Genomic DNA, 21,480 nt, shown 5'->3' with positions numbered 1-21,480 from the left:
AAATTACCTAAAAACAAAATCCTAAAACATTATTAATTCACAAATCTCCGTTTTTAGCCGTGACAGCAGTGGTATCCTTGTGGCGGTGGCACTTATGCCGCCACAAGATATAACGAATGGCGCGATATTGCTTATTGAATTACTTATTGTTGATGCTCCTAAAAAAAACACCTTACTTTAATTGGTTTGAACCGCATAAAATAAGGTGTTTATATGAATGAAAAAATGGTATTACTTAATACTTTCTACTGCTACCATTTCGTTTGCATCTGCTTTGTAATCTACTCCTTCAAATCCAAACCCGAATAAGTTATGAAAATCACTTCTGTACCCTTCTAAATCTCCTAATTCGGCTAAATTTTCAGTTGTAGCTTCTTGCCATAATTTGGCTATTTTTTCTTGAACATCTGGACGCATTTCCCAGTCGTCAATACGAATCCTACCTTTTTCATCTGTAGCAATTTCTTTTCCAGAGTACAATCTATCTGCGTATAAACGTTGAATTTGCTCGATACATCCCTCGTGAATTCCTTCTTCTTTCATTATTTTGTACAATAAAGAAATATACAACGGAATAACTGGAATCGCAGAACTTGCTTGAGTTACTAATGCTTTATTTACAGATACGTATGCTTTACCATTAATATCCGCAAGGCTATCAGTGATTGTAAAAGCGGTAGCTTCCAGGTCGTCTTTTGCACGACCAATAGTTCCTTTTCTATAAACAGCCTCAGTCAATGATGGCCCAATATAAGAGTAAGCAACTGTTGTAGCACCTGGTGCTAGTAAATTTTCTGCTTTTAAAGCATCGATCCACATAGCCCAGTCTTCACCTCCCATTACCTTAACCGTATTTTCAATATCATCACCTGCAGCAGGCTCTATAGATATTTCAGACACTTTTCCAGAATGGAAATCAACTGTTTTATTTGTAAATTTATCTCCAATAGGTTTTAAAACCGAACGGTGTAAAACTCCTGTTTTTGGGTCTAAACGCACTGGCGAAGCCAAGCTATAAACAATCAAATCCACTTGTCCTAAGTCGGCTTTAATTAAATCTAAGGTTTGTTTTTTTACTTCATCAGAAAAAGCATCTCCGTTAACACTCTTAGCATACAAACCTGCTTTGTGCGCTTCTTTTTCAAAAGCAGCAGAGTTGTACCAACCTGGAGAAGCAGTTCTTCCTTCAGTAGGTGGTTTTTCAAAAAACACTCCAATAGTTGCAGCATTTGAACCAAAAGCACTTGAAATTCTTGAAGCCAAACCAAAACCTGTAGAAGCACCTATAACTAGTACTTTTTTTGCTCCGTTTATTGCTCCTTTTGATTTAATGTATTCAATTTGATTTTTTACATTTTGTTCGCATCCATCAGGGTGGGCTGTCAAACAAATAAATCCTCTCATTCTAGGTTCTATAATCATTTTGTATATTTTATTCGGTGAATTTTTATTTTATGTGGTATTTAATGTAATCAATTTAGATTATTTGTTAAGAACAAATATAATCAAAATTCTAGTTCAGCAAGGCTTTTGCATGATTTAGAGCAGAATCAGAAACGACAGTTCCCGATAACATTTGCGCAATTTCTACAATACGTTCTTCATTAGATAACAATTTAAGCTCTGATTGTGTATCCTCACCTACTGTTGATTTAAAAACCTTAAAATGTACATTTCCTTTGGCTGCAATTTGTGGTAAATGGGTAATGGCAAAGATTTGCATTGTTTTACTCATTTCTTTCATGATCTCACCCATTTTAATAGCGATCTCACCAGAGACTCCTGTATCTATTTCATCAAAAATTAATGTTGGTAATTTAGAATAATGAGCTAAAATTGCTTTTACCGCAAGCATGATTCTAGACATTTCCCCACCAGAAGCCACTTTTCTAAGCAAACCAAAATCGGTACCTTTATTTGCTGCAAAAAGGAATTGCAATTCATCTTTTCCATTAGCAAAATAAGATTCTCCTTGCGTTACTTGAATGTCAAAACGCACGTTAGGCATTCCTAAAGTATCTAATATTGTAATTAATTTATTGGTCAAAACAGGAATAGCAATTAGTCTATTATCATGGATACTTGTAGCATAATTATCTAAAATAATTGCTTTTTCTTGTATCGAAAGTGTCAATTTCTCAATATCAGATTCCAAGTTTCCTAGCTCAGATATTGCATCGTCTAATTGCGATTGAATTTCTAACAAACCATCTACAGAATCTACTTGATGCTTTTTTTGTAAGTTGTAAATTAGTTGTAATTTTTGATTAATAAATTCCAATTGTTCTGGGTCATTAATCAGTTTATCAGTACAACGATCTAATTCTTCGGTAATATCGTCCAATTCAATTACTAAACTTGATACACGCTCTAACAATACGCTGTAATCAGGTGAATAAGCTGCTATTTTTTGCATAGCCACCTTGATTTCCTTCAAATTATGAAGCACTCCTATTTGTTCCTCATTGGCTATAGCCAATGATTTATCTAGCGCTTCCTTAATTATTTCGACATTGTTTAGTTTTTCAAATTCCTCTTCAAGAAACTCTTGCTCTCCTGATTTTAAATTTGCTTCAACAAGTTCATTCAGCAAGAAGGTTTTGTACTCCTGCTCTTTAATCGCTTCTGCTTGTTTTTTTATAAAGCTATTCAGTTTTGATTTATCTGCTTTATATCTACTAAGAGCTGATTGGTATTCTTGAATACTATCTTGATTTTTAGCAATAGCATCAATAATTTCAAACTGCACATTTTCATCAGATAATTCTCTAGTTTGCTGTTGCGAATGAATATCAATCAAAAATATGGTTAGTTCCTGCAATAATTGAAGGTTTACAGGACTGTCATTAATAAACGCACGAGATTTTCCAGAAGGAAGAATCTCACGTCTAATAATTGTATCTGACTCGTAATCTAAATCGTTATCCTTAAAAAAGGAAGCTAACTTGTATTTTGAAATTTCAAAATGTGCTTCAATAACACATTTATCGTCTTTATTTTTAAGCGAAGATAAGTCGGCTCTTTTTCCTTGGATTAATCCTAAAGCACCTAATATAATAGATTTTCCAGCACCAGTTTCTCCAGTAATAATTGAAAATCCTTTTGAGAAATCAATACTTAACTTTTCAATTAGCGCATAATTTTTTATAGATAATGAAGTAATCATGTGGCTGTTTTTGAAGTAATAAAATTATAATTGTAAAGGTACTGAAATTTAAAATTTAATAGCGGCCCATTTTGTTGAGTTCAACGGCGACACTCTATTTAAATTTTCAGTTAAATCAGCGATGTTTATGGAAGGGCCTCCTGAAAAAATAGATACAATCTCATCCGACTTAGAGTCAAAAAACACACGTGTTAAAAAAGCATTAGGCTTTACTGAATTTAGTTTTCCTATGTTAAAAAGGGATGCTTTTATTTTTTCTTTGGCTGTTTTTAAATCTTGCGCCATCATATCTAAACCACTATGATACTCAAAAGACGTTTTACGTATATCAGTATAGGTAGGCGATAATAAATCATTAATTAAAAAATACCTGTTGTCATTACCGTCAATTTGACTCCATCCTTTGTAGCCACTTTGTTGTGCCACGCTAGCAATGTTTTGGGCAATTTCTAGGTTATCACTACCAGACTCTAAAACAAAAGTATCAGCATCTAACCCTAGAATAACATAGCTATAAAACGAAACTATAGAAACTAAATTAGAACTAAAACTATTTTGATTGAAAATCAAGTTCTCAAATTCTGTATAATTAAACGAAAAATTCTTGTCATTAAAGTTTAAAACTGGCGAAGAGTAAGAAGAATTATAAATTGGTCTCGCTGATTGTACTTGTATTGTTGCACTAAACTGATCTGAATTGTTAGACAAAATAGTAATATACATTGAGCAATTAATTTTCTCGTTTTGTTTTAAATTCTGCCCAGTCCAGTCGGTTTTATTCACAAACTCCGTGAGTGAGGTTTGTAATGTTTTAAAAACCTGTTGGTTTGTATTATTTATTTTTTGCGAATTGACAGTAACAGTACAATTTAACTGTTGCGCATTGACAGTTCCAAATAAAAATAACACGAAAAGTACAAGTAGTTTATTCATTAAAATAGGCTATAACTTTGTTTAAAATATCATCTGCAACCGCTTCTTTTGATTTTAATTCCATAGGTTCTATCTTGAAATTTTTATCAATAAAAGTAACTTTATTTGTTGGTTGTCCAAAACCTGCTCCTAAATCTTGTAACGAATTAAGAACAATCAAATCTAAGTTTTTTTTCTGGATTTTACCCTTTGCATTTTCAATTTCATTTTCGGTTTCTAAAGCAAAACCTATTAAAAATTGCTTTTGCTTGATTGCTCCTAGTGAAGCTAAAATATCTTTTGTTTTTTCTAGCTCAACTACAAAGTTATCAGGTGCCTTTTTTATTTTTTGAGTAGCGACTCTTTTAGGCCTATAATCTGCAACCGCAGCAGCAGCAATAGCAACATCTACATCATTAAAATAGTCATGGCAAGCATCATACATTTCTTGTGCTGTTATCACATTAATCACTTTCACATTAGCATTTTTAGCCTTAAACCTTGTAGGTCCAGCAACTAACACTACTGAAGCGCCTAATTGTGCGGCAGCATTTGCAATGTCAAAACCCATTTTTCCAGAAGAATGGTTTCCTATGAAACGTACAGGATCTATTGCTTCGTATGTGGGACCTGCAGTAATTAGTATTTTTTTTCCTTTTAGAGGTAATTTACTTTCTAAATCGGCTTCCAGAAAGGCAATAATATTCTCTGGCTCAGCCATTCTACCTTCTCCAGAAAGACCGCTAGCTAATTCTCCACTTTCGGCAGGAATTATGGTATTCCCAAATTGATGTAATGCTTTAAAACTAGAAATTGTAGAGGGATGCTTGTACATATCTAAGTCCATTGCAGGTGCAAAATATACTGGACATTTTGCTGATAGATAGGTAGCTATAAGTAAGTTATCACAATTCCCGTAAGCCATTTTAGATAATGTATTTGCTGTTGCGGGCGCAACAACCATTAAATCTGCCCACAGGCCTAGCTCAACATGATTATTCCACTTTTCATTTTCATCATCTTGATTAAAAAAACTAGAATGAACTGGATTTTTAGATAGAGTAGACAATGTAAGTGGGGTGACAAAATCCTTAGAAGCAGGTGTCATTATCACTTGGACATGTGCACCTGCTTTTATAAAAAGTCTCACTAAAGATGCCGTTTTATAGGCGGCAATTCCACCAGATACTCCTAGTAAAACTTTTTTACCGCTTAAAACTGACATAGTAGTGTTATTTAGTTGAATCTCTATGGTAAATTTTACCGTCTAACCATTCTTGAACCGCTAATGCGTGTGGCTTAGGTAATTTTTCGTAGAATTTTGAAACTTCAATTTGCTCTTTGTTTTCAAAAACTTCCTCAAGACTATCATTATATGTAGCAAACTCTTCTAGCTTCTCTGTTAATTCTTTTTTGATTTCAGAATTAATTTGGTTTGCTCTTTTAGCCATAATGGTTATCGCTTCATACACATTACCAGTAGGTTCTTCAATAACAGTTTTATTGTATGTTATTGTATTTACTGGAGCATTCGTCTTTTTTAAATCCATGACTTTATTTATTTGTAAATTTTTGTAAATCTTGTTCCACTCTAACTAACATTTCGTCAGCCTTTTCTTTATACTTAGTATCAACCTTGTATTTAACTAAATTAGCATATGCTGTTTTAGCTACTAATAATCTTTCTTCTTTTTTACTTTCGATACTATTGATCCCTAATTTATAAGCAGAATCTAATCTATAAAACAAAGCATCTTCTTTGTATACCGTACCTGGATAATCAGCAACAAAATTGTCCAAAGCTACAATAGCCGATTTAAAATCCGAAATTGTATTGTATCCTTTAGCGTTTTCATAAACTTTTTTCTCAATCTTGGCTGTTAATGATTGAAGTGTTTTATTTGCTTCCTCAGTATATTCTGAGTTAGGGTAACTATCTATAAACGCTTGTAATTTATCAATTGCCTTGAACGTATCTACTTGGTCTAAACTATAAACCGGAGATAACATTGAGTAACTTTTTGCTCCTAAATAAGCTGACTCTTGCAGTTTTTCACTTTTAGGATAACTAGAAACAAAACTTTCAAACTGATATCCTGACAAATTAAATTGTTTTGTTTTATAGTAGGACTGAGCAAACATATAAAACAATTTCTCCGCTTGCGGTTTCCCTCTATATGCAGGAGCAATTTGTTCGAAAAGACGAATTGCTTTAGTATACTTCCCAGCTTCGTACATTTCTGTTCCTATTGCAAATTTTGCTGCAACGTCATCTTTTTTAAGCGCTTTTTGGTATTCATTACATGAAGCAAAAAGGGCTGCAAGAAGCAATAGAGATATAAATTTTTTCATTTTTTTGTTTTTTTTATCTATGAATTGCAAACAATCCACAAAAAACCTTACCGAAGTTTCGGTGGCAAATTTAGTTATTAATTTAGCTACTACAAAATATTTCTTTATTTAAAAAAAACTCCTGTTTTATGGTCTTATTTATCTATGTTTTCAATAAATTGTGCAATTCTTTTTGCGAGTGATGCATCTACTTTTACTAATGGCAAACGAACAAAACTATCAGCTATTCCTAAAGCTTCAAAAACTTGTTTAATTCCTGCTGGATTTCCTTGTTCAAAGATCATATCAATACAGTCTGCTATAAGATAATGCAATTTGTACGCTTCATTTACTTTGCGATTCAATCCTAAACGAATCATTTCAGAGAATTCTTTTGGAAAACCTTGCCCAATAACTGAGATTACTCCTGCTCCACCAGCAAGAACCATTGGTAATGCAATCATATCGTCTCCTGATATAACTAGAAAATCTTCAGGTTTGTCTTTAATTATTTGCATTGCTTGTACTAAGTCACCAGCAGCTTCTTTGATTGCTACGATATTTTTAAAATCATTAGCTAAACGCAAAACTGTTTTTGGCAACATATTGCTTGATGTTCTACCGGGTACATTATAAATGATAATTGGAAGAGGTGAAGCTTCAGAAATTGCTTTAAAATGCTGGTAAATTCCTTCTTGTGTAGGTTTATTATAAAATGGAGATACTGATAATATTGCAATAAAGTCTGAAAAATCTCTTGTTTTCAATTCCTCAACAATTCTTCTAGTATCATTCCCTCCTACTCCTAAAACCAAAGGCAATCTTCCTTTATTTGCATCAACAACAGTTTTTATCACTAACTCTTTCTCTTCTTGAGACAGCGTAGCATTCTCAGCGGTTGTTCCTAAAACGACTAGATATTCAATTCCGCCATCAACAGAAAAATTAACAATTCTGCTTAATGCATCTGTATCGATTGAAAAATCTTCTTTAAAAGGCGTTACAAGGGCAACACCAGTTCCTATTAATGATTGCATGTAGATTATATTTTATTTAATATTTTTAAATACCTGAATAATTCTTGAATAAAAACCAAGTAGTTTTCTGTTTTAGTATTTATTGTCAAATCATTCAAGTGTTTGTTACTGTTTGCAAATCCAACTTTAAAATGGGCTTTAGAAAAAAGTGTTGCCGCTAACAATGTTGGCCGCTCTTGTTCATAATAACTAATCAACAAATCAAATTCTTTGTTTATAAAAGAGGTTGCAGCGGCACCGTTTAGTTCGCCATTCCAATTTAAATTTTTAGATCCAAAAGTGGGATGCGATGTACTTACACTTTTTTTATTGCTAAAAATTAATACCGATATATTCTCTTTTAAAACTCCTTGACTCGTTAAAGCATCCAGTATTTTTTGTATTTCAAAAAAACAATTTAGATCTAAAAGTAAGCCAACTGTTTTTACGGTACCAGCAACAGTTTTGCCTTTTACATTATGCAAACTATTTTTTAATATTCTTTTTACCGAAAAATCTTTTATAAAACTTAAAAACATACTATTTTTACTCGCTTACAAAATTAATTAATTAAGTCACATTATAAATGGTAAATCTAAAAAAGTATAACGACGTTTTAAAACTTTTTGTTATATTCTTAACATTTTTTTTTATTCTCTCTTGCAGTAACAAAACACTTCACTTAACTAAAATTGAAGGCAAACAACTTCCTATTACTGAATCAGCAGCTTCAAACGCTAATAATGAACTCAGTAACACTATAGAAAACTATATTGCTCCCTATAGAGATCATATCAATAAAGATCTTGATAGCATTCTTGCTTACTGTCCAGTAACACTCGATAAAAAGTCAGTTAATTACCAATCAACCATAGGAAATATGATGGCTGATGTTGTTTTAAGGAAAGGAAACGTAGTTTTTGAAAAGAGAGAGAACAAAAGTATCTCTATTTGCATCTTAAATAACGGCGGAATTAGGGCTATTTTACCTAAAGGAAACGTAACTGCTCGAAATGGTTTTGAAATTATGCCTTTTGAAAACAGCCTTGTAGTTATTGCATTGAGAGCTGCTCAAATTCAGGAATTAATTGCGTATTTCATTAAAGAAAAACAAGCGCACCCTCTAGCAGGTTTGACTTTTACAATTGATAAAAACAGTAAACCACAAAATATTTTGGTACAAGGGAAACCTTTAGTAGCTAATCAATTATATTATGTAGGTACAAATGATTACTTAGCAAATGGAGGTGATAACATGACTTTTTTTAGTAAAGGAGAACATACTTACGATTTAGATTATAAATTAAGGAATATCCTTATTGATTATTTTAAAGAAGTGGATACAATTACCGCTAGACAAGATAACAGAATACTTGTTGAATAACAAATTATTATTAAAAAACGATTTTTATAGCCCCGATAGTAATGAAAATCCTTTTTTATCTCTTGTTTTGAGATAAAAAAGATTGTAATGGATAGCGGGAATTAGCTCCAAATAAAACAAAAATGAAAAGAAGAGATTTTATAGAAAAAACAGCTGCTGGTACAGCAATGGTAGGTTTAGGGTTGTCATTGAGTAGTTTTAAAACTGTTGATATTAAGCATTTAACTATTTTACACACTAATGATGTACACAGTCATATTGACCCTTTTCCTGCTGATGATCCTCGAAATGCAAATATGGGTGGAGTTGCTAGAAGAGTGGCTTTGATTGAAACGATTAGACAAGAAAATCCGAATGTTTTACTGCTTGATGCTGGGGATATTTTTCAAGGAACGCCTTATTTTAATTATTATGGCGGAGAATTAGAATTCAAGTTAATGAGTATGATGAAATATGACCTCTCTACTATTGGGAATCATGATTTTGATAATGGGATACCAGGTTTATACGCTCAAATGCCACATGCTAAATTTGAATTTATATCAGCCAATTACGATTTTAAAAACACATTGATGGACGGACTCGTAAAACCCTACAAGGTGTTTATGAAAAACGGAATTAAAGTGGGTGTTTTTGGTCTTGGTGTTAAGCTTGACGGTTTAGTAGACAAGAAAATGTATGGTGAAACGGTTTACAATGATCCAGTGGAGACTAGCCATGAGATGGTACGAATCTTAAAACAAGAACAAAAATGTGATCTTGTGGTATGTTTATCGCATTTAGGATATGAGTACAAGAACGATAAAGAGATGATTTGTGATTTAAACTTGGCTGCACTTACACAAGATATTGACTTAATCATAGGCGGACACACGCATACTTTTTTAGACAAACCTACCGTTGTTAAAAACCTTGCAGGAAAGGACGTTTTAGTAAACCAAGTAGGTTGTTACGGAATTAACTTGGGTAGAATTGATTTTTATTTTGATTCTAATAACAATAAAGCTAGCGAAGGAGCAGCAATTCTAGTCTAATTTCACCATTTGTTTTTTATGCGAAATAAAGAAATTAACTACAAAATAATAGGTAAAAACTTGTGTAAATATTTGGATGAAGTCGAAAAGGTTAAACGCTAAATAAAATTTATTGATGATATAAAAGCAGTCAGAAAAGACAAAGAAAATTACTGACATCAATAAGTTCACAGTAACATTTGTAGCTTTTCTGCTGTATTCAACAATTGCAATACAAAGCAAGGTTTCTAATATGATGCTATAAAATACCAAAAACGACATATTAGTTTGCATTTTCTCAAACTTTAAACTGAGAATGAAATAGGCTAAAGTCGTCAAAAGAAATACAATTAATGCTATCAAAAGTACATTATACTTGTGTTTTAGATTAATTTTTATAAAACTAGGGAATATGTAGTATAATAACAGAATATAGGAGACTAGGAAACATATTATTTGCCCAGTCTCAAAATTATTTGGCGATATTAATCTATAAATATCGCCTATAAAACTAAAACCAAAAAAACCAGCTTTTACAAAATCTATTTTATAATTAGTCGTGCTTAAATAGTACAATGCTATTGATGGCACGATAAAAATTTTAGACCATAACATATAGCCATCTTGACCTACTGTATTGAATAAGATTGTAGCAATACAAGCCGAAAAATATAAAACGATACTAAGCGTATTAATTTTCATTTAAAATTTTTATAAAATCATCTTCTGTTAAAATAGCAATATTCAATTTATTTGCTTTTTCAAGCTTTGCTGGTCCCATATTATCTCCTGCAATAACATAGTCTGTTTTTGACGAGATAGAACTCCCTACTTTACCACCATTGTCTTCTATTGCTTTTTTTAACTCGTCACGAGAAAATTTCTCAAAAACACCCGAAACCACAAATACCTTACCCGTTAATATAGTTGTTGCATTAGGATTTACTTTTTCGACGATTTCAAACTGAATTCCGAACTGCTTAAGTTCGTTAATAATTTTTACATTTTCTTCATTAGCGAAAAAATCTATGACGCTTTGTGCAATGCGCTCTCCAATCTCATCTACTAAAACTAACTCCATTAAGGTTGCTTGACTTAAGGCTTCAATATTCTTGTAATGTTTCGCTAATTTTTTAGCCACAGTTTCTCCCACAAAACGAATTCCTAAAGCATACAACACGCTTTCAAACGGAATATCTTTAGATTTTGTTACACCATTTACTAAGTTTTCTGCAGATTTTTGTGCCATTCTTTCCAAAGGAAGAATTTGCTCCACGGTCAAACTATATAAGTCGGCGTAATTATGCACTAATCCATTATTATAAAGTAGTGCTACCGTTTCACCACCTAAGCCTTCAATATCCATTGCTTTTCTCGAAATATAATGCTGGATTCTACCAATAATTTGTGGTGGACAACCATAGTAATTAGGACAATAGTGGTTTGCTTCACCTGGGGTTCTCACCAACTCTGTGTTGCACTCAGGGCAATGGTTTATGTAAACAGTTTTCTCTGTATTTTCTGGTCGTTTGGTTAAATCAACAGCGATAATTTTAGGAATAATCTCCCCTCCTTTTTCTACAAAAACGGTATCGCCTACTCGAATGTCTAACTTTTCTATTTGATCAGCATTGTGCAACGAAGCGCGCTTTACAATAGTTCCAGCAAGTTGTACAGCTTGTAAATTTGCCACCGGAGTAATAGCTCCAGTGCGACCTACTTGGTAAGAAATAGAATTTAAAATAGTCGAAACCTGCTCCGACTTGAATTTATACGCCATTGCCCAGCGAGGGGATTTAGCAGTATACCCTAATTCCTCTTGGTACTGAAAGCTATTTACTTTAACAACGACACCATCAGTTTCATAAGGTAAATCATGTCTATGTATATCCCAATAATCTATAAATTGAAAAACTTCCTCTAAATTATTAGCCAGTTTAGCTTCATTAGGAACTTTAAACCCCCAATCTCTAGCTGATTTTAGTCCGTTATATTGCGATTGGAAAGGCAATTTAGGACCAATTAAAAAGTAAAGTAAACAATCTAAGGGTCTTTTAGCTACTTCTGCACTGTCTTGTAATTTTAAACTTCCTGAAGCAGTATTTCTTGGATTAGAATAAGGTGTTTCACCAATTTCGATTAATTCTTGATTCATTTTTTCGAATCCTGCAAAAGGCAATATAATCTCCCCTCTTACATCAAACTTATCCGGAAAATCTCCTTTTAATTCTAATGGAATTGATCGTATTGTTTTTATATTGTTAGTCACATCGTCACCTTGAAAGCCATCGCCACGTGTAACAGCACGTTTTAACTTTCCGTTTTCATAGGTAATACTTATTGATGCTCCATCATATTTAAGTTCACAGGTGTAGGATAACGCAACTTCACCTAATACTTTTTGAATACGTTTTTCCCACTCTATTAAATCCTCTTTAGAGTACGAATTATCTAATGAATACATGCGGTATTCATGAGGAACAGTTTTGAAGTTTTTAGTAATACTCCCTCCAACTCGTTGTGTAGGTGAGCTTTCATCAAAATATTCAGGGTATTTATTTTCTAAATCTTGAAGTTGCTTTAATTTGGTATCAAAATCATAATCAGATATTGTGGGGTTGTCCAAAACATAGTAATTATAATTATGAAGATTTAACTCTTCACGTAAAGATTGAATGGTTTTTATACTATCCATAAAATAAAAAATTGGCTATTTTAGTGCTTTAAAATTGCGTACTAAAATAACCAATTAATAATGAATTCTATCAATATTACCCTTCAATAATTGAATTAATTTGTTTGTATAATTGTCCGTCACTTAAAAAAGCTCCTTGCTGAATCAATGCAAAAAGAGAACTGTTACGCTCTTCAGAAAATTCTTTCTTACCAGTTTTCATTTCAATTGTTTCTGTAAACATATTATCACTCAACCATTGTAAACCCTCTTTAGTCAAGAAATCAACTTCTGGAACTAATGATTTTAAAACAATTGAATTTACATAGGTATCAAAGCTCTGAAAAAGAAAAATATGATTTTTCGAAAAATGCTCTAAATATTCAGCTCTAGAAAGCACGCCTTCCCAAATCAAATCAGAAAAAACATCTAATTCTTGCTCAGCTACTTCTGGTTTATCGGCTTTTATTTTATCCCATTCTGCTTTATCAATTGCTTGAGTTGCTAAAAAATTAGTAAATTCTTGTGTTAACTCTTCAAATTGTTCTTTTGTTAATCTTGTATATTTCATGAAATTTATTTTTGCTGCAAAGCCTGCAAAGGCACAAAGTTTTAAATAGTTTAATCTTGTGCAAATTTATAATTTTTAAACCAAAAAAAAGCCTTCTTTTTCAAGAAGGCTTTCATTATATATTCCTTATTACTAGAAAATATATCTAATTCCAAATTGCGCTTGCCATCTTGATAATAAACTTGCGTCGTAATTGAATGTTTTTGTTTGTGTACCGTTAAAAGTATAAGTAGGTATTTTTGTTGTTTGATCAACACTTACCCCTATTGGCTGTACACTTGTAGGTACTTGAACTAATCCCCAATCAGAGTTAATTAAATTCCCTACATTTAATATATCAACACTAAACTGGATTGTATTTGTTGTTTTAGAACTTGAAGAAGGTTTGAAGTTATAATCTTGGATTAATTTCATATCCCATTTTCCTCTCCATGGGGACAAAGCACCATAACGCTCTGCATATTGTCCTCTTCTTCCGCTTAAATAATCATCTTGATTGATGAATTTATCAAAAGCAGCACCTTGACTAGGACCACCAGAAAAATTCATTGAACTAATTTCTGCAGTAGTAGGAATATAAAGTAAATCATTTGTTCCAGAACCATCATTATTAATATCTCCACCATAAATATAATTGAAACGTCCACCTTGAGCATATTCAAAGAAAGTAGAAACAGTAGTAGCCCATTTGTCATTTTTACCATACTTCCATTTCTTAGAACCTACACCTATAAAACGGTGCGTGTCTCCATATTTAGAATTAGATAATACCGCGTTATTCACATTTCCTAAAGCTGGATTAAATGCAAATGCATCACCAGTAATTTCAGCTTCAATCGAGTTAACATCTTTAGATATTAAATAATTATAGGCTAAACTAGCAAATAAACCATTATCAAACGTTTTTTGAACTTTTACAGAGGTATTAAAAACATATCCTTTATTAGAATTTGTCATAACATATCCATTGATAGCACTAGGACCATTTGGAGCTGGAACATTATTATAAATTTTATCCGAGGCTAAATAAATTGCCCTACCATCAGCGCCACTTAAAGTTCCTGTTGGCGCAATTAATCCCCAATTTTGAACGTGCACTCCATTTATATCTTTATTATAAGACATATCAAGAGTTACTATGTAATCATTATCAAACCTATGATCTAAACCTAAACTTGACCTCCACACTTGTGGCCATTTGAAATCTTTATCCATAATTTGGAAAAAGCCATCATCTGATCCGCTTACTTGATTTCCTAACCATACAAATGGCAATTTACCCGTAAATATACCCGTTCCTCCGCGTAGTTGTGTGGTTTTATTACCTGTAACATCCCAGTTGAACCCTAACCTTGGTGACCATAATATTTTATTACTTGGCAACGTTGTCGAGATTAATTTCTCAGATTGACCTGTTTGTGGATTAAAATAATCTATAGTATTATCTCTACTTGCACCATTATCAGTATCAATATATTTCTGAATCATATCTGATGTATTAAAATACAAGGGCTTGTCAATTCTTAACCCTAAAGCTAATTTAAATGTTTCAGTTACATTCCAATCATCTTGCGCATACAAGGCAACTTGACCAACATTAAGTTCCGCTAACTTCCAACCACCATCTTGACCAACAGCAAAAGAATTTTTTAAAGCATCAGTATCTTGAGCATATTGTAAATTTTGAGCTATTATACTAGTAGCAAAAGGCTTAGATGCATCATCTAAGAAGTCTTGAACACTAAAATAGGGGGTAAAAAACGTACCTGCATATCCATTTGGGTTACCAAAATTATCATAACCACCTAAATTAAAAGAGTTTTGAAATTTATATTTTTCAAAAGAAACTCCAAAAGTAAAAGAATGATTACCAGTTATATAACTTAAATTATTAGTGATTTGCAATACTTTTTGGTCTAAAGTATTATTAATAGAAAATGGTTCATTACCTGCAATAATATAATTTGCACCAGATCCATCTTGAATTGTAATTACAGGAGCAGGATCAGAAAAAGGATTTCTAAAATCATTGAAGTGTGTATACCCTGCTTGTAATTTATTAGAAACAGTCTCACTTACCTTTGAATTCAACTCCACTAAAAAAGAGTCTAGCTTGTTATTAATTTGGTATCCTGAATTTTGAAATTGTAATATTGAAGCGTTAGGCCCTCTAAAACCTAAAGCTGTAGGGTGAGCAGGTTTATCTTTTGATGCATCTAAAAAGTTATAAATAACTGCTAATTTATTATCATCGTTAATATTCCAGTCAAATTTAATAATACCCTTATTCGAATCAGAATTATGAGTAAAACCTTGATAAGCACCTGTATTGTAACCTAAATTTCCTAAGGCAGTAGCTACAGCAACTAAATCCGACTCTAAAACTCTAGATTCATTGATTCCTGTAACACCATCTCCATTATTTGCAGTAAAATTAGAACCTAAATCGCTTCTTTTTTCAATTTCATAATTAGCAAAAAAGAATAATTTATTTTTAATGATTGGACCACCAATACTAAAACCAGCTTGCGTTTGCTCTAAAGAAGGGACAAAAATTTTATCTCCCTTTATCTTACTCCCTGTTAAATCTTGGTTTCTAAAAAATGCATAAGCAGTACCATGAAACTCATTTGTTCCTGATTTAGTAACTGCATTTACTGAAGCTCCAGTAAAACCAGACAAGGTTACATCATAAGGTGCTGTTGCTACTTGAATTTGCTCAATTGCATCTAGAGAAATTGGCTGAGAACCTGTTTGCCCACCTGGAGTAGCAGCATCTAATCCGAAAGGATTGTTAAAAACAGCTCCGTTTAAAGAGTAACTATTATATTGATCGTTTCTACCACCAAAAGATCCACCACTAGCTGAAGGCTCTAAACGTGTAAAATCCTCTGCAGATCTTGAAATTGTTGGCAAAGCAGTCAATTCTTTTCTACCAATTGTAGTTTCGGCACCTGTTCTACCGCTTCCAAAAACCTTGTTTTTAGAACCTGTAATTTTCACTTCATTTAATTGTTGACTTTCATCGTTTAATAAAGCGTCAATTGTAAATGGTTTTCCTAATTCAAGGTACACTTCATTATACTCATGTGATTCGAAACCTATATAAGATACTACCACTTTATAAGGACCACCAATACGCATATTAAGCATATTAAATCTACCGTCTTCATTTGTAAGTGCAGAATACTTAGAACCTGTTGGCGTATGTATTGCCAGAATCGTTGCTCCAGGAAGCAACTCCGAAGTGGAACTTTTTACAGTTCCCTTTATGCTTGAAGTAGTAGTTTGTGCAATTGAAAACTGCAATCCTAAAACGACAAACAAGAAAGTAATAAAATTTTTCATTTGTTTGGTTTTGTGTTGTTTACTGCAAAACTAAACAAAAAAAAATCACTCCGAGGAGTGATTTTTATAATTTATTAACAAAAAGTTAACTATACGTTATTATTCTGCAATAATTTCATAAGGTAATTCAACGATAACATCTCTATGTAAACGTACAGTAGCTGTATATTTACCAGTACGTTTAACGATACCACTAGTGATGAATTTTCTATCAATTGTTTGACCACCTTTAGCTAAAACAGCAGCGATATCAATATTCGTAATTGAACCGAATAATTTTTCACCACCTGCTTTTGCAGATATTTTAATTTCGATAGCTTTTAAGTCTTCAGCTAATGCTTGTGCATCTGCTACAACTTTAGCTTCTTTGTGCGCTCTTTGCTTTAAGTTTTCAGCTAATACTTTCTTTGCAGAAGAAGTAGCTAAATGAGCAAATCCTTGTGGGATTAAGAAATTACGACCGTATCCGTTTTTTACAGTTACTACGTCATCTTTAAATCCTAAATTTTGAACGTCTTGTTTTAAAATCAATTCCATGTTGTTGTCCTTGTGTTATAGAAGTTAGTCCCGATAGTTATCGGGACAACAACTTTATTTTTAATATTATTTTAATAAATCGGCCACGTATGGCATTAAAGCTAAGTGACGTGCACGCTTAACAGCTACAGACACTTTTCTTTGGTATTTTAAAGAAGTTCCAGTTAAACGACGAGGAAGAATTTTTCCTTGCTCATTTACGAATTTCAATAAGAAATCAGCATCTTTATAATCGATATACTTGATACCTGATTTTTTGAAACGACAGTATTTCTTTTGTTTGTTAGTTTCTATATTTAAAGGAGTAAGATATCTGATATCTCCGTCTTTTTTTCCTGAAGCAGATTGTTGTAATGTTGCCATAATAATTAAGCTTTTTGAGATTTAAGTTTTGCTCTTCTTCTTTCAGCCCAAGAGATAGCATGTTTATCAAGACTTACCGTTAAAAAACGCATAATTCTTTCGTCACGTCTGAATTCAGTTTCAAAAGCGATTAAAACCTCTCCTGATACGTTATATTCAAACAAATGGTAAAATCCAGATTTTTTGTTTTGGATTTCGTAAGCCATTTTTTTAAGACCCCAGTCTTCTTTAGATACAAAAGTAGCACCTCTACTAGTAAGAAAATCTTCAAATTTGCTTACTGTTTCCTTCACCTGAACATCAGATAAAACGGGATTTAAAATGAAAACAGTTTCATAATGATTCATAAAAATTTATTTTATTGTTAATTTGGGTGCAAAAGTAACGTTTTTTTTATAACCATCAAGCTTTTTTTTAAAATTATCGATGAAATGCAAAAAATCACACTAAATGAGTAGTGTATATTAAAAAAATAAATTAAATTTACATTACAAATCTAAAATCGAAATATTATGAAACTAAACTGTGTCGTTGTAGATGATAGTTCTATTCAAAGGATGATCATTGCAAAGTTAGTGAATAATCATACTAATTTACACTTAGTAGGTGATTTCTCTAATGCAATCGAAGCTAAAAGTTGCATGTCAGTAAATGACGTAGACTTAATATTTCTAGATATTGAAATGCCTGTAATAAGTGGTTTTGACTTTCTTGATGGATTAAAAGTAAAACCTCAAATCATATTCATTACTTCTAAGGCTGAATATGCCATGAAGGCTTTTGATTATGACGCTACTGATTACCTTCAAAAACCTATAGCATTAGATCGTTTTAACTCTTCGGTTAGAAGAGCGATGGACATGCACCTACTTAAAACAGACAATAAAGACGAAGAAGGAGAACATATTTTCATTAAAAGTAACCTTAAAAAACTTAAAATATTTACTTCTAAAATTAAATGGATTGAAGCTTTTGGTGATTACGTAAGAGTCGTTACTGAAGATGACAGCAACTTAGTACTTTCTACGATGAAATCTTTTGAAAAAGAGCTACCTACTAATAAATTTGTTCGCGTTCACAAATCGTACATTATTAATATCGATAAGGTAGAGCGTTTCAATAGTAAGTTTGCAGAAATCGGTCTTACTAAAATTCCCTTGAGTAGAAACAAAAAAGAAGATCTTGTAAAAGCATTATCTGTTGCCTAATTAATAAAAGTCAACATTAACACTTACTTTAATAGCTCTATATTGAGCAACAGCATCAAAACTATTCAACATTTTCTGGATAGTTTTTTTTATACCTCCTACTGAAGCACTCTGTGGAATTTTAATAATTATTGTTCGGATATATTCATTTCTGATTCTATTTATCGAAGGCTCCTCTGGCCCTAATACTGGAATATCTAAATTTTGATTCATTACTTGGTACAACCACATAGCCCCTTCCTTCAACTTGTCATAATCACGCTGTTTCAATGTTAGCTTTATGATTCTAAAATAAGGTGGGTATTTATATATCTGGCGATCATACAATTGCTCCTTATACATGCCCAAATAATTATTATTTGTCACCTGCTGGATTGTATTGTGATCTGGATTATAGGTTTGAATTATTACTTTACCTTGCTTTTCAGACCTTCCTGAGCGGCCGGAAACTTGAGTCATCATTTGGAAACTTCTCTCAAAAGCTCTAAAATCAGGATGAAACAACATATTATCAGCATTCATAATTCCAACTAAGGTTACATTATCAAAATCCAATCCTTTAGCCAGCATTTGAGTACCTACTAATATATCTATTTCTCTATTTTTAAAACTGTCAATGATTTTTTCAAAACCAAACTTACCTCTTGTAGTATCTTGATCCATTCTACCAATCTTACTATCCGGAAAAAGCAATTCTAGTTCTTGCTGAATTTGCTCTGTACCAAAACCTTTTGTAGTCAAATCAATACTTGAACAAGCATGGCAATGTGTAGGTTTAGCTATAGAATACCCACAATAATGGCATCTCAGTTGATTTTTATGCTTGTGATACGTCAAACTCACATCGCACTGTTGGCATTGTGGCACATGTCCGCAAGTCATACATTCTAATAAAGGAGAATATCCCCTCCTATTTTGAAATAAAATAACTTGTTCACCAAGTGCTTTGGCACTAGTAATACTTTCGATCAAAGTATCACTGAAATGTCCCTTCATTCTTTTTCGGAAATATTTATCCTTGAGGTCTACTAATTGAATCTCCGGCATGGTCACATTACCATATCGCTCTTTAATTTCAACCAATCCATACTTACCCTTCGTTGCATTAAAGTAAGTCTCAATACTAGGTGTAGCAGATCCTAGCAATACTTTAGCTTTATGAAAATTAGCTAATACAATTGCCGTGTCTCGCGCATGATAACGTGGTGCAGGGTCAGTTTGTTTAAAGGTCCCCTCATGTTCTTCATCAACAATTATAAGTCCCAAATCAGAGAAAGGTAAGAACAGTGCTGAACGAGCTCCTATAACAATCTGGGCTTTATCAGAGTTTTGCAATACTTGTCTCCAGACTTCTATGCGTTCATTGTTATTGTATTTCGAATGAAAAACAGCCACTTTATTTCCAAAATAAGCACTTAATCGAGACACTAACTGAGTGGTTAGCGCAATTTCAGGCAATAAATAAAGTATTTGCTTCCCTGTTAAAAGATACTCTTCAATGAGTCTAATATAAATTTCTGTTTTACCACTGGCTGTTACACCATGAAGCAAACAGACTTCTTTTTCAGAAAAAACAGTATTTATTTGGTCAAAACCTAATTGTTGTGCTGGACTTAATAGTAATTCTTTAGCTGTTCTATTTTTGCTAAAATCTACCCTATCTTCTTGAATAAGGTAATCCTCAAACACCTTTTTATCAATCAGCGCTTTTACTACAGCCGATGATGATTGAGCTTTTTCAATAAGTTTTTTTACTGTAATAGGTTTCTTTTCGGAGGCGTGCAGTTGAAAATAACTTAACACCAACTCCTTTTGCTTGTTGGCGTTTTTTAAAACTTCCAGTAGCCCACTCAACCCTTCATTAGAGTTATAGTCTTCGCTCAAGCGAATATAGCGTACCAGTTTAGGCTTGTAACTATCCTGAACTTCTTCCTGAAGTGTTACTACGTTTTTATCAATTAATTTTTGAATAACTGGAAATATGTTCTTTTTATTCAAGATACTAATAATATCTTGAACCTTCAATGAAGATTGAAGTTGCAGGGCTTGGTATATTAAGAACTCCTCATCAGATAGTGAATTCTCATCAACTGTAGCATTTACTTTTTGAGAAATAATAGTTTCGCTTTCCAGTAGTAATCCGCTAGGCATTGCACCCCGATAAACATCGCCTATGGCGCACATATAATAACTAGCAATCCATTGCCAATGCGCAATTTGAATAGGCGTTACAATAGGGGTTTCGTCAAGAATTTGATTGATTTCCTTTGCATCATATAACGAAGGTTTGTTTTGATGCGTAGCAATAACTAATGCTGTGTATATTTTACTTTTACCAAAAGGGACCGATACGCGCATCCCTTCTTTGATAAAATTATATTCTGCTTCTGAAACACTATAAGTAAATGTTTTAGCAAGTGAAAGCGGTAAAATTACTTCGACAAAAAACAGCATTTATTTAATTTATAGATTTTGGGTAATACGCTAAATAAACCAAACGCTTATTTAACTCTATACCAGTATTGTGTTCTTCCTATTATTGCCCAACCAATGTAACCACGAACTTTTAGTTTATCACTATTTTCAAGCTCTAATAAACATCTGTAAACTTTTCCGCTTTTAGGATCTAGAATACTCCCTCCGTCATATTCATTTCCGTCTTTCTTTAATCCTTTAATAACGTTTAATCCTAGAATAGGTTTTCTAGCATCATCGCCAGGACAATCTTTACATAAATCTTTTACATGAGCAGGGTCTAAAAGCTCTACTACTTTACCGTAATACCTTCCTGAACGCTCATAAATTTCGACAATTGATTTTGCTTTTCCTGTTTCATCATCTATAGTTTTCCATTTTCCTACTACTCCTTGCGAATAGAAAATTGTGGTCATAAATAATAATGCAAATGTGGTGATGGTTTTTTTCATGATTTTTTTTTTAGCCCTGATAGTAGCGGC

The 21,480-nt window shown here is 32.6% G+C and carries 20 protein-coding genes; 3 read left to right on the top strand and 17 right to left on the bottom strand.

Annotation, left to right across the window (positions count from 1 at the left end):
* Positions 1-231 precede the first annotated feature (231 nt).
* The 8 genes from fabV to ACVEGE_RS13490 form a co-directional block, all read right to left on the bottom strand.
* On the bottom strand, positions 232-1,422 hold the full coding sequence (gene fabV, locus ACVEGE_RS13525; RefSeq protein ID WP_173853021.1) for an enoyl-ACP reductase FabV: 1,191 nt from the start codon (positions 1,420-1,422) through the stop codon (positions 232-234).
* A 91-nt stretch (positions 1,423-1,513) separates the two neighbouring features.
* A complete protein-coding gene (recN, locus tag ACVEGE_RS13520) occupies positions 1,514-3,166 on the bottom strand; it encodes a DNA repair protein RecN (RefSeq protein ID WP_192500929.1) in 1,653 nt (550 codons plus the stop codon).
* Positions 3,167-3,214: 48 nt separating this feature from the next.
* The gene (gene porD, locus ACVEGE_RS13515) at positions 3,215-4,099 is read right to left on the bottom strand and encodes a type IX secretion system protein PorD (RefSeq protein WP_173853023.1); all 885 of its coding nucleotides are present in this window, start codon (positions 4,097-4,099) and stop codon (positions 3,215-3,217) included.
* The gene (coaBC, locus tag ACVEGE_RS13510) at positions 4,092-5,303 is read right to left on the bottom strand and encodes a bifunctional phosphopantothenoylcysteine decarboxylase/phosphopantothenate--cysteine ligase CoaBC (protein ID WP_192500928.1); all 1,212 of its coding nucleotides are present in this window, start codon (positions 5,301-5,303) and stop codon (positions 4,092-4,094) included. Before coaBC ends, porD begins: the two co-directional genes overlap by 8 nt.
* A 7-nt stretch (positions 5,304-5,310) precedes the next feature.
* Complete coding sequence (locus tag ACVEGE_RS13505; RefSeq protein WP_007138306.1) at positions 5,311-5,628, bottom strand: DNA-directed RNA polymerase subunit omega; 318 nt, start codon at positions 5,626-5,628, stop codon at positions 5,311-5,313.
* 4 nt (positions 5,629-5,632) lie between these two features.
* On the bottom strand, positions 5,633-6,430 hold the full coding sequence (locus tag ACVEGE_RS13500) for an outer membrane protein assembly factor BamD (RefSeq protein ID WP_192500927.1): 798 nt from the start codon (positions 6,428-6,430) through the stop codon (positions 5,633-5,635).
* Positions 6,431-6,564: 134 nt separating this feature from the next.
* On the bottom strand, positions 6,565-7,446 hold the full coding sequence (gene dapA / locus ACVEGE_RS13495; RefSeq protein WP_192500926.1) for a 4-hydroxy-tetrahydrodipicolinate synthase: 882 nt from the start codon (positions 7,444-7,446) through the stop codon (positions 6,565-6,567).
* Positions 7,447-7,451: 5 nt separating this feature from the next.
* Positions 7,452-7,964, bottom strand: a complete 513-nt coding sequence (locus tag ACVEGE_RS13490; RefSeq protein WP_192500925.1) for a DUF6913 domain-containing protein — start codon at positions 7,962-7,964, stop codon at positions 7,452-7,454.
* Positions 7,965-8,011: 47 nt separating this feature from the next.
* On the opposite strand from ACVEGE_RS13490, the gene ACVEGE_RS13485 reads away from it, so the two are divergent.
* Together ACVEGE_RS13485 and ACVEGE_RS13480 are read left to right on the top strand one after the other, a co-directional pair.
* On the top strand, positions 8,012-8,809 hold the full coding sequence (locus tag ACVEGE_RS13485; protein WP_173853028.1) for a 5'-nucleotidase C-terminal domain-containing protein: 798 nt from the start codon (positions 8,012-8,014) through the stop codon (positions 8,807-8,809).
* Positions 8,810-8,931: 122 nt separating this feature from the next.
* Positions 8,932-9,843 carry a bifunctional metallophosphatase/5'-nucleotidase gene (locus ACVEGE_RS13480; protein WP_192500924.1) on the top strand — a complete coding sequence of 304 codons (912 nt, stop codon included), beginning with the start codon at positions 8,932-8,934 and terminating at the stop codon, positions 9,841-9,843.
* Here ACVEGE_RS13480 and ACVEGE_RS13475 read toward each other — a convergent pair.
* The 7 genes from ACVEGE_RS13475 to rpsF form a co-directional block, all read right to left on the bottom strand.
* Positions 9,835-10,524, bottom strand: a complete 690-nt coding sequence (locus ACVEGE_RS13475) for a lysoplasmalogenase family protein (protein ID WP_192500923.1) — start codon at positions 10,522-10,524, stop codon at positions 9,835-9,837. The two genes, ACVEGE_RS13480 and ACVEGE_RS13475, sit on opposite strands and share 9 nt — an antisense overlap.
* A complete protein-coding gene (gene ligA, locus ACVEGE_RS13470; protein WP_192500922.1) occupies positions 10,514-12,517 on the bottom strand; it encodes an NAD-dependent DNA ligase LigA in 2,004 nt (667 codons plus the stop codon). Before ligA ends, ACVEGE_RS13475 begins: the two co-directional genes overlap by 11 nt.
* 76 nt (positions 12,518-12,593) lie before the next feature.
* Entirely contained in the window at positions 12,594-13,067 is a 474-nt protein-coding gene (locus ACVEGE_RS13465) for a DUF6495 family protein (RefSeq protein WP_173853032.1), read from the bottom strand.
* Between the two features lie 132 nt (positions 13,068-13,199).
* Positions 13,200-16,415 (bottom strand): TonB-dependent receptor, encoded by a 3,216-nt coding sequence (locus ACVEGE_RS13460; RefSeq protein ID WP_192500921.1) that lies wholly within the window; start codon positions 16,413-16,415, stop codon positions 13,200-13,202.
* Between the two features lie 99 nt (positions 16,416-16,514).
* Positions 16,515-16,952: a 50S ribosomal protein L9 gene (rplI, locus tag ACVEGE_RS13455; RefSeq protein ID WP_173853034.1), complete on the bottom strand. Its 438-nt coding sequence runs from the start codon at positions 16,950-16,952 to the stop codon at positions 16,515-16,517.
* A 66-nt stretch (positions 16,953-17,018) separates the two neighbouring features.
* On the bottom strand, positions 17,019-17,315 hold the full coding sequence (gene rpsR / locus ACVEGE_RS13450; RefSeq protein ID WP_066077030.1) for a 30S ribosomal protein S18: 297 nt from the start codon (positions 17,313-17,315) through the stop codon (positions 17,019-17,021).
* 5 nt (positions 17,316-17,320) lie between these two features.
* A complete protein-coding gene (gene rpsF / locus ACVEGE_RS13445) occupies positions 17,321-17,662 on the bottom strand; it encodes a 30S ribosomal protein S6 (protein ID WP_026709513.1) in 342 nt (113 codons plus the stop codon).
* A gap of 165 nt (positions 17,663-17,827) precedes the next feature.
* Between rpsF and ACVEGE_RS13440 the strand changes: the two genes are divergently transcribed.
* Positions 17,828-18,523: a LytR/AlgR family response regulator transcription factor gene (locus ACVEGE_RS13440; protein WP_173853035.1), complete on the top strand. Its 696-nt coding sequence runs from the start codon at positions 17,828-17,830 to the stop codon at positions 18,521-18,523.
* Here ACVEGE_RS13440 and priA read toward each other — a convergent pair whose 3' ends face one another.
* Positions 18,524-20,977, bottom strand: a complete 2,454-nt coding sequence (gene priA / locus ACVEGE_RS13435; RefSeq protein WP_192500920.1) for a replication restart helicase PriA — start codon at positions 20,975-20,977, stop codon at positions 18,524-18,526.
* A gap of 47 nt (positions 20,978-21,024) precedes the next feature.
* Complete coding sequence (locus ACVEGE_RS13430) at positions 21,025-21,450, bottom strand: DUF2147 domain-containing protein (protein ID WP_173853037.1); 426 nt, start codon at positions 21,448-21,450, stop codon at positions 21,025-21,027.
* Positions 21,451-21,480: the final 30 nt, after the last annotated feature.

Source organism: Flavobacterium sp. PL002 (assembly GCF_054165825.1).
The sequence above is the reverse complement of the archived record's forward strand: the minus strand, read 5'-3'. Positions and strand labels throughout refer to the sequence as shown.

What these genes read in the sequence shown, in the direction of transcription:
- ACVEGE_RS13465 (WP_173853032.1), bottom strand. Translation starts at nt 13,067, where the DNA reads ATGAAATATACAAGATTAACAAAAGAACAATTTGAAGAGTTAACACAA.
- recN (WP_192500929.1), bottom strand. Translation starts at nt 3,166, where the DNA reads ATGATTACTTCATTATCTATAAAAAATTATGCGCTAATTGAAAAGTTA.
- ACVEGE_RS13490 (WP_192500925.1), bottom strand. Translation starts at nt 7,964, where the DNA reads ATGTTTTTAAGTTTTATAAAAGATTTTTCGGTAAAAAGAATATTAAAA.
- priA (WP_192500920.1), bottom strand. Translation starts at nt 20,977, where the DNA reads ATGCTGTTTTTTGTCGAAGTAATTTTACCGCTTTCACTTGCTAAAACA.
- rpsR (WP_066077030.1), bottom strand. Translation starts at nt 17,315, where the DNA reads ATGGCAACATTACAACAATCTGCTTCAGGAAAAAAAGACGGAGATATC.
- ACVEGE_RS13440 (WP_173853035.1), top strand. Translation starts at nt 17,828, where the DNA reads ATGAAACTAAACTGTGTCGTTGTAGATGATAGTTCTATTCAAAGGATG.
- rplI (WP_173853034.1), bottom strand. Translation starts at nt 16,952, where the DNA reads ATGGAATTGATTTTAAAACAAGACGTTCAAAATTTAGGATTTAAAGAT.
- ACVEGE_RS13480 (WP_192500924.1), top strand. Translation starts at nt 8,932, where the DNA reads ATGAAAAGAAGAGATTTTATAGAAAAAACAGCTGCTGGTACAGCAATG.
- ACVEGE_RS13500 (WP_192500927.1), bottom strand. Translation starts at nt 6,430, where the DNA reads ATGAAAAAATTTATATCTCTATTGCTTCTTGCAGCCCTTTTTGCTTCA.
- ACVEGE_RS13505 (WP_007138306.1), bottom strand. Translation starts at nt 5,628, where the DNA reads ATGGATTTAAAAAAGACGAATGCTCCAGTAAATACAATAACATACAAT.
- porD (WP_173853023.1), bottom strand. Translation starts at nt 4,099, where the DNA reads ATGAATAAACTACTTGTACTTTTCGTGTTATTTTTATTTGGAACTGTC.
- ACVEGE_RS13430 (WP_173853037.1), bottom strand. Translation starts at nt 21,450, where the DNA reads ATGAAAAAAACCATCACCACATTTGCATTATTATTTATGACCACAATT.
- dapA (WP_192500926.1), bottom strand. Translation starts at nt 7,446, where the DNA reads ATGCAATCATTAATAGGAACTGGTGTTGCCCTTGTAACGCCTTTTAAA.
- ACVEGE_RS13460 (WP_192500921.1), bottom strand. Translation starts at nt 16,415, where the DNA reads ATGAAAAATTTTATTACTTTCTTGTTTGTCGTTTTAGGATTGCAGTTT.
- ligA (WP_192500922.1), bottom strand. Translation starts at nt 12,517, where the DNA reads ATGGATAGTATAAAAACCATTCAATCTTTACGTGAAGAGTTAAATCTT.
- rpsF (WP_026709513.1), bottom strand. Translation starts at nt 17,662, where the DNA reads ATGAATCATTATGAAACTGTTTTCATTTTAAATCCCGTTTTATCTGAT.
- ACVEGE_RS13485 (WP_173853028.1), top strand. Translation starts at nt 8,012, where the DNA reads ATGGTAAATCTAAAAAAGTATAACGACGTTTTAAAACTTTTTGTTATA.
- fabV (WP_173853021.1), bottom strand. Translation starts at nt 1,422, where the DNA reads ATGATTATAGAACCTAGAATGAGAGGATTTATTTGTTTGACAGCCCAC.
- coaBC (WP_192500928.1), bottom strand. Translation starts at nt 5,303, where the DNA reads ATGTCAGTTTTAAGCGGTAAAAAAGTTTTACTAGGAGTATCTGGTGGA.
- ACVEGE_RS13475 (WP_192500923.1), bottom strand. Translation starts at nt 10,524, where the DNA reads ATGAAAATTAATACGCTTAGTATCGTTTTATATTTTTCGGCTTGTATT.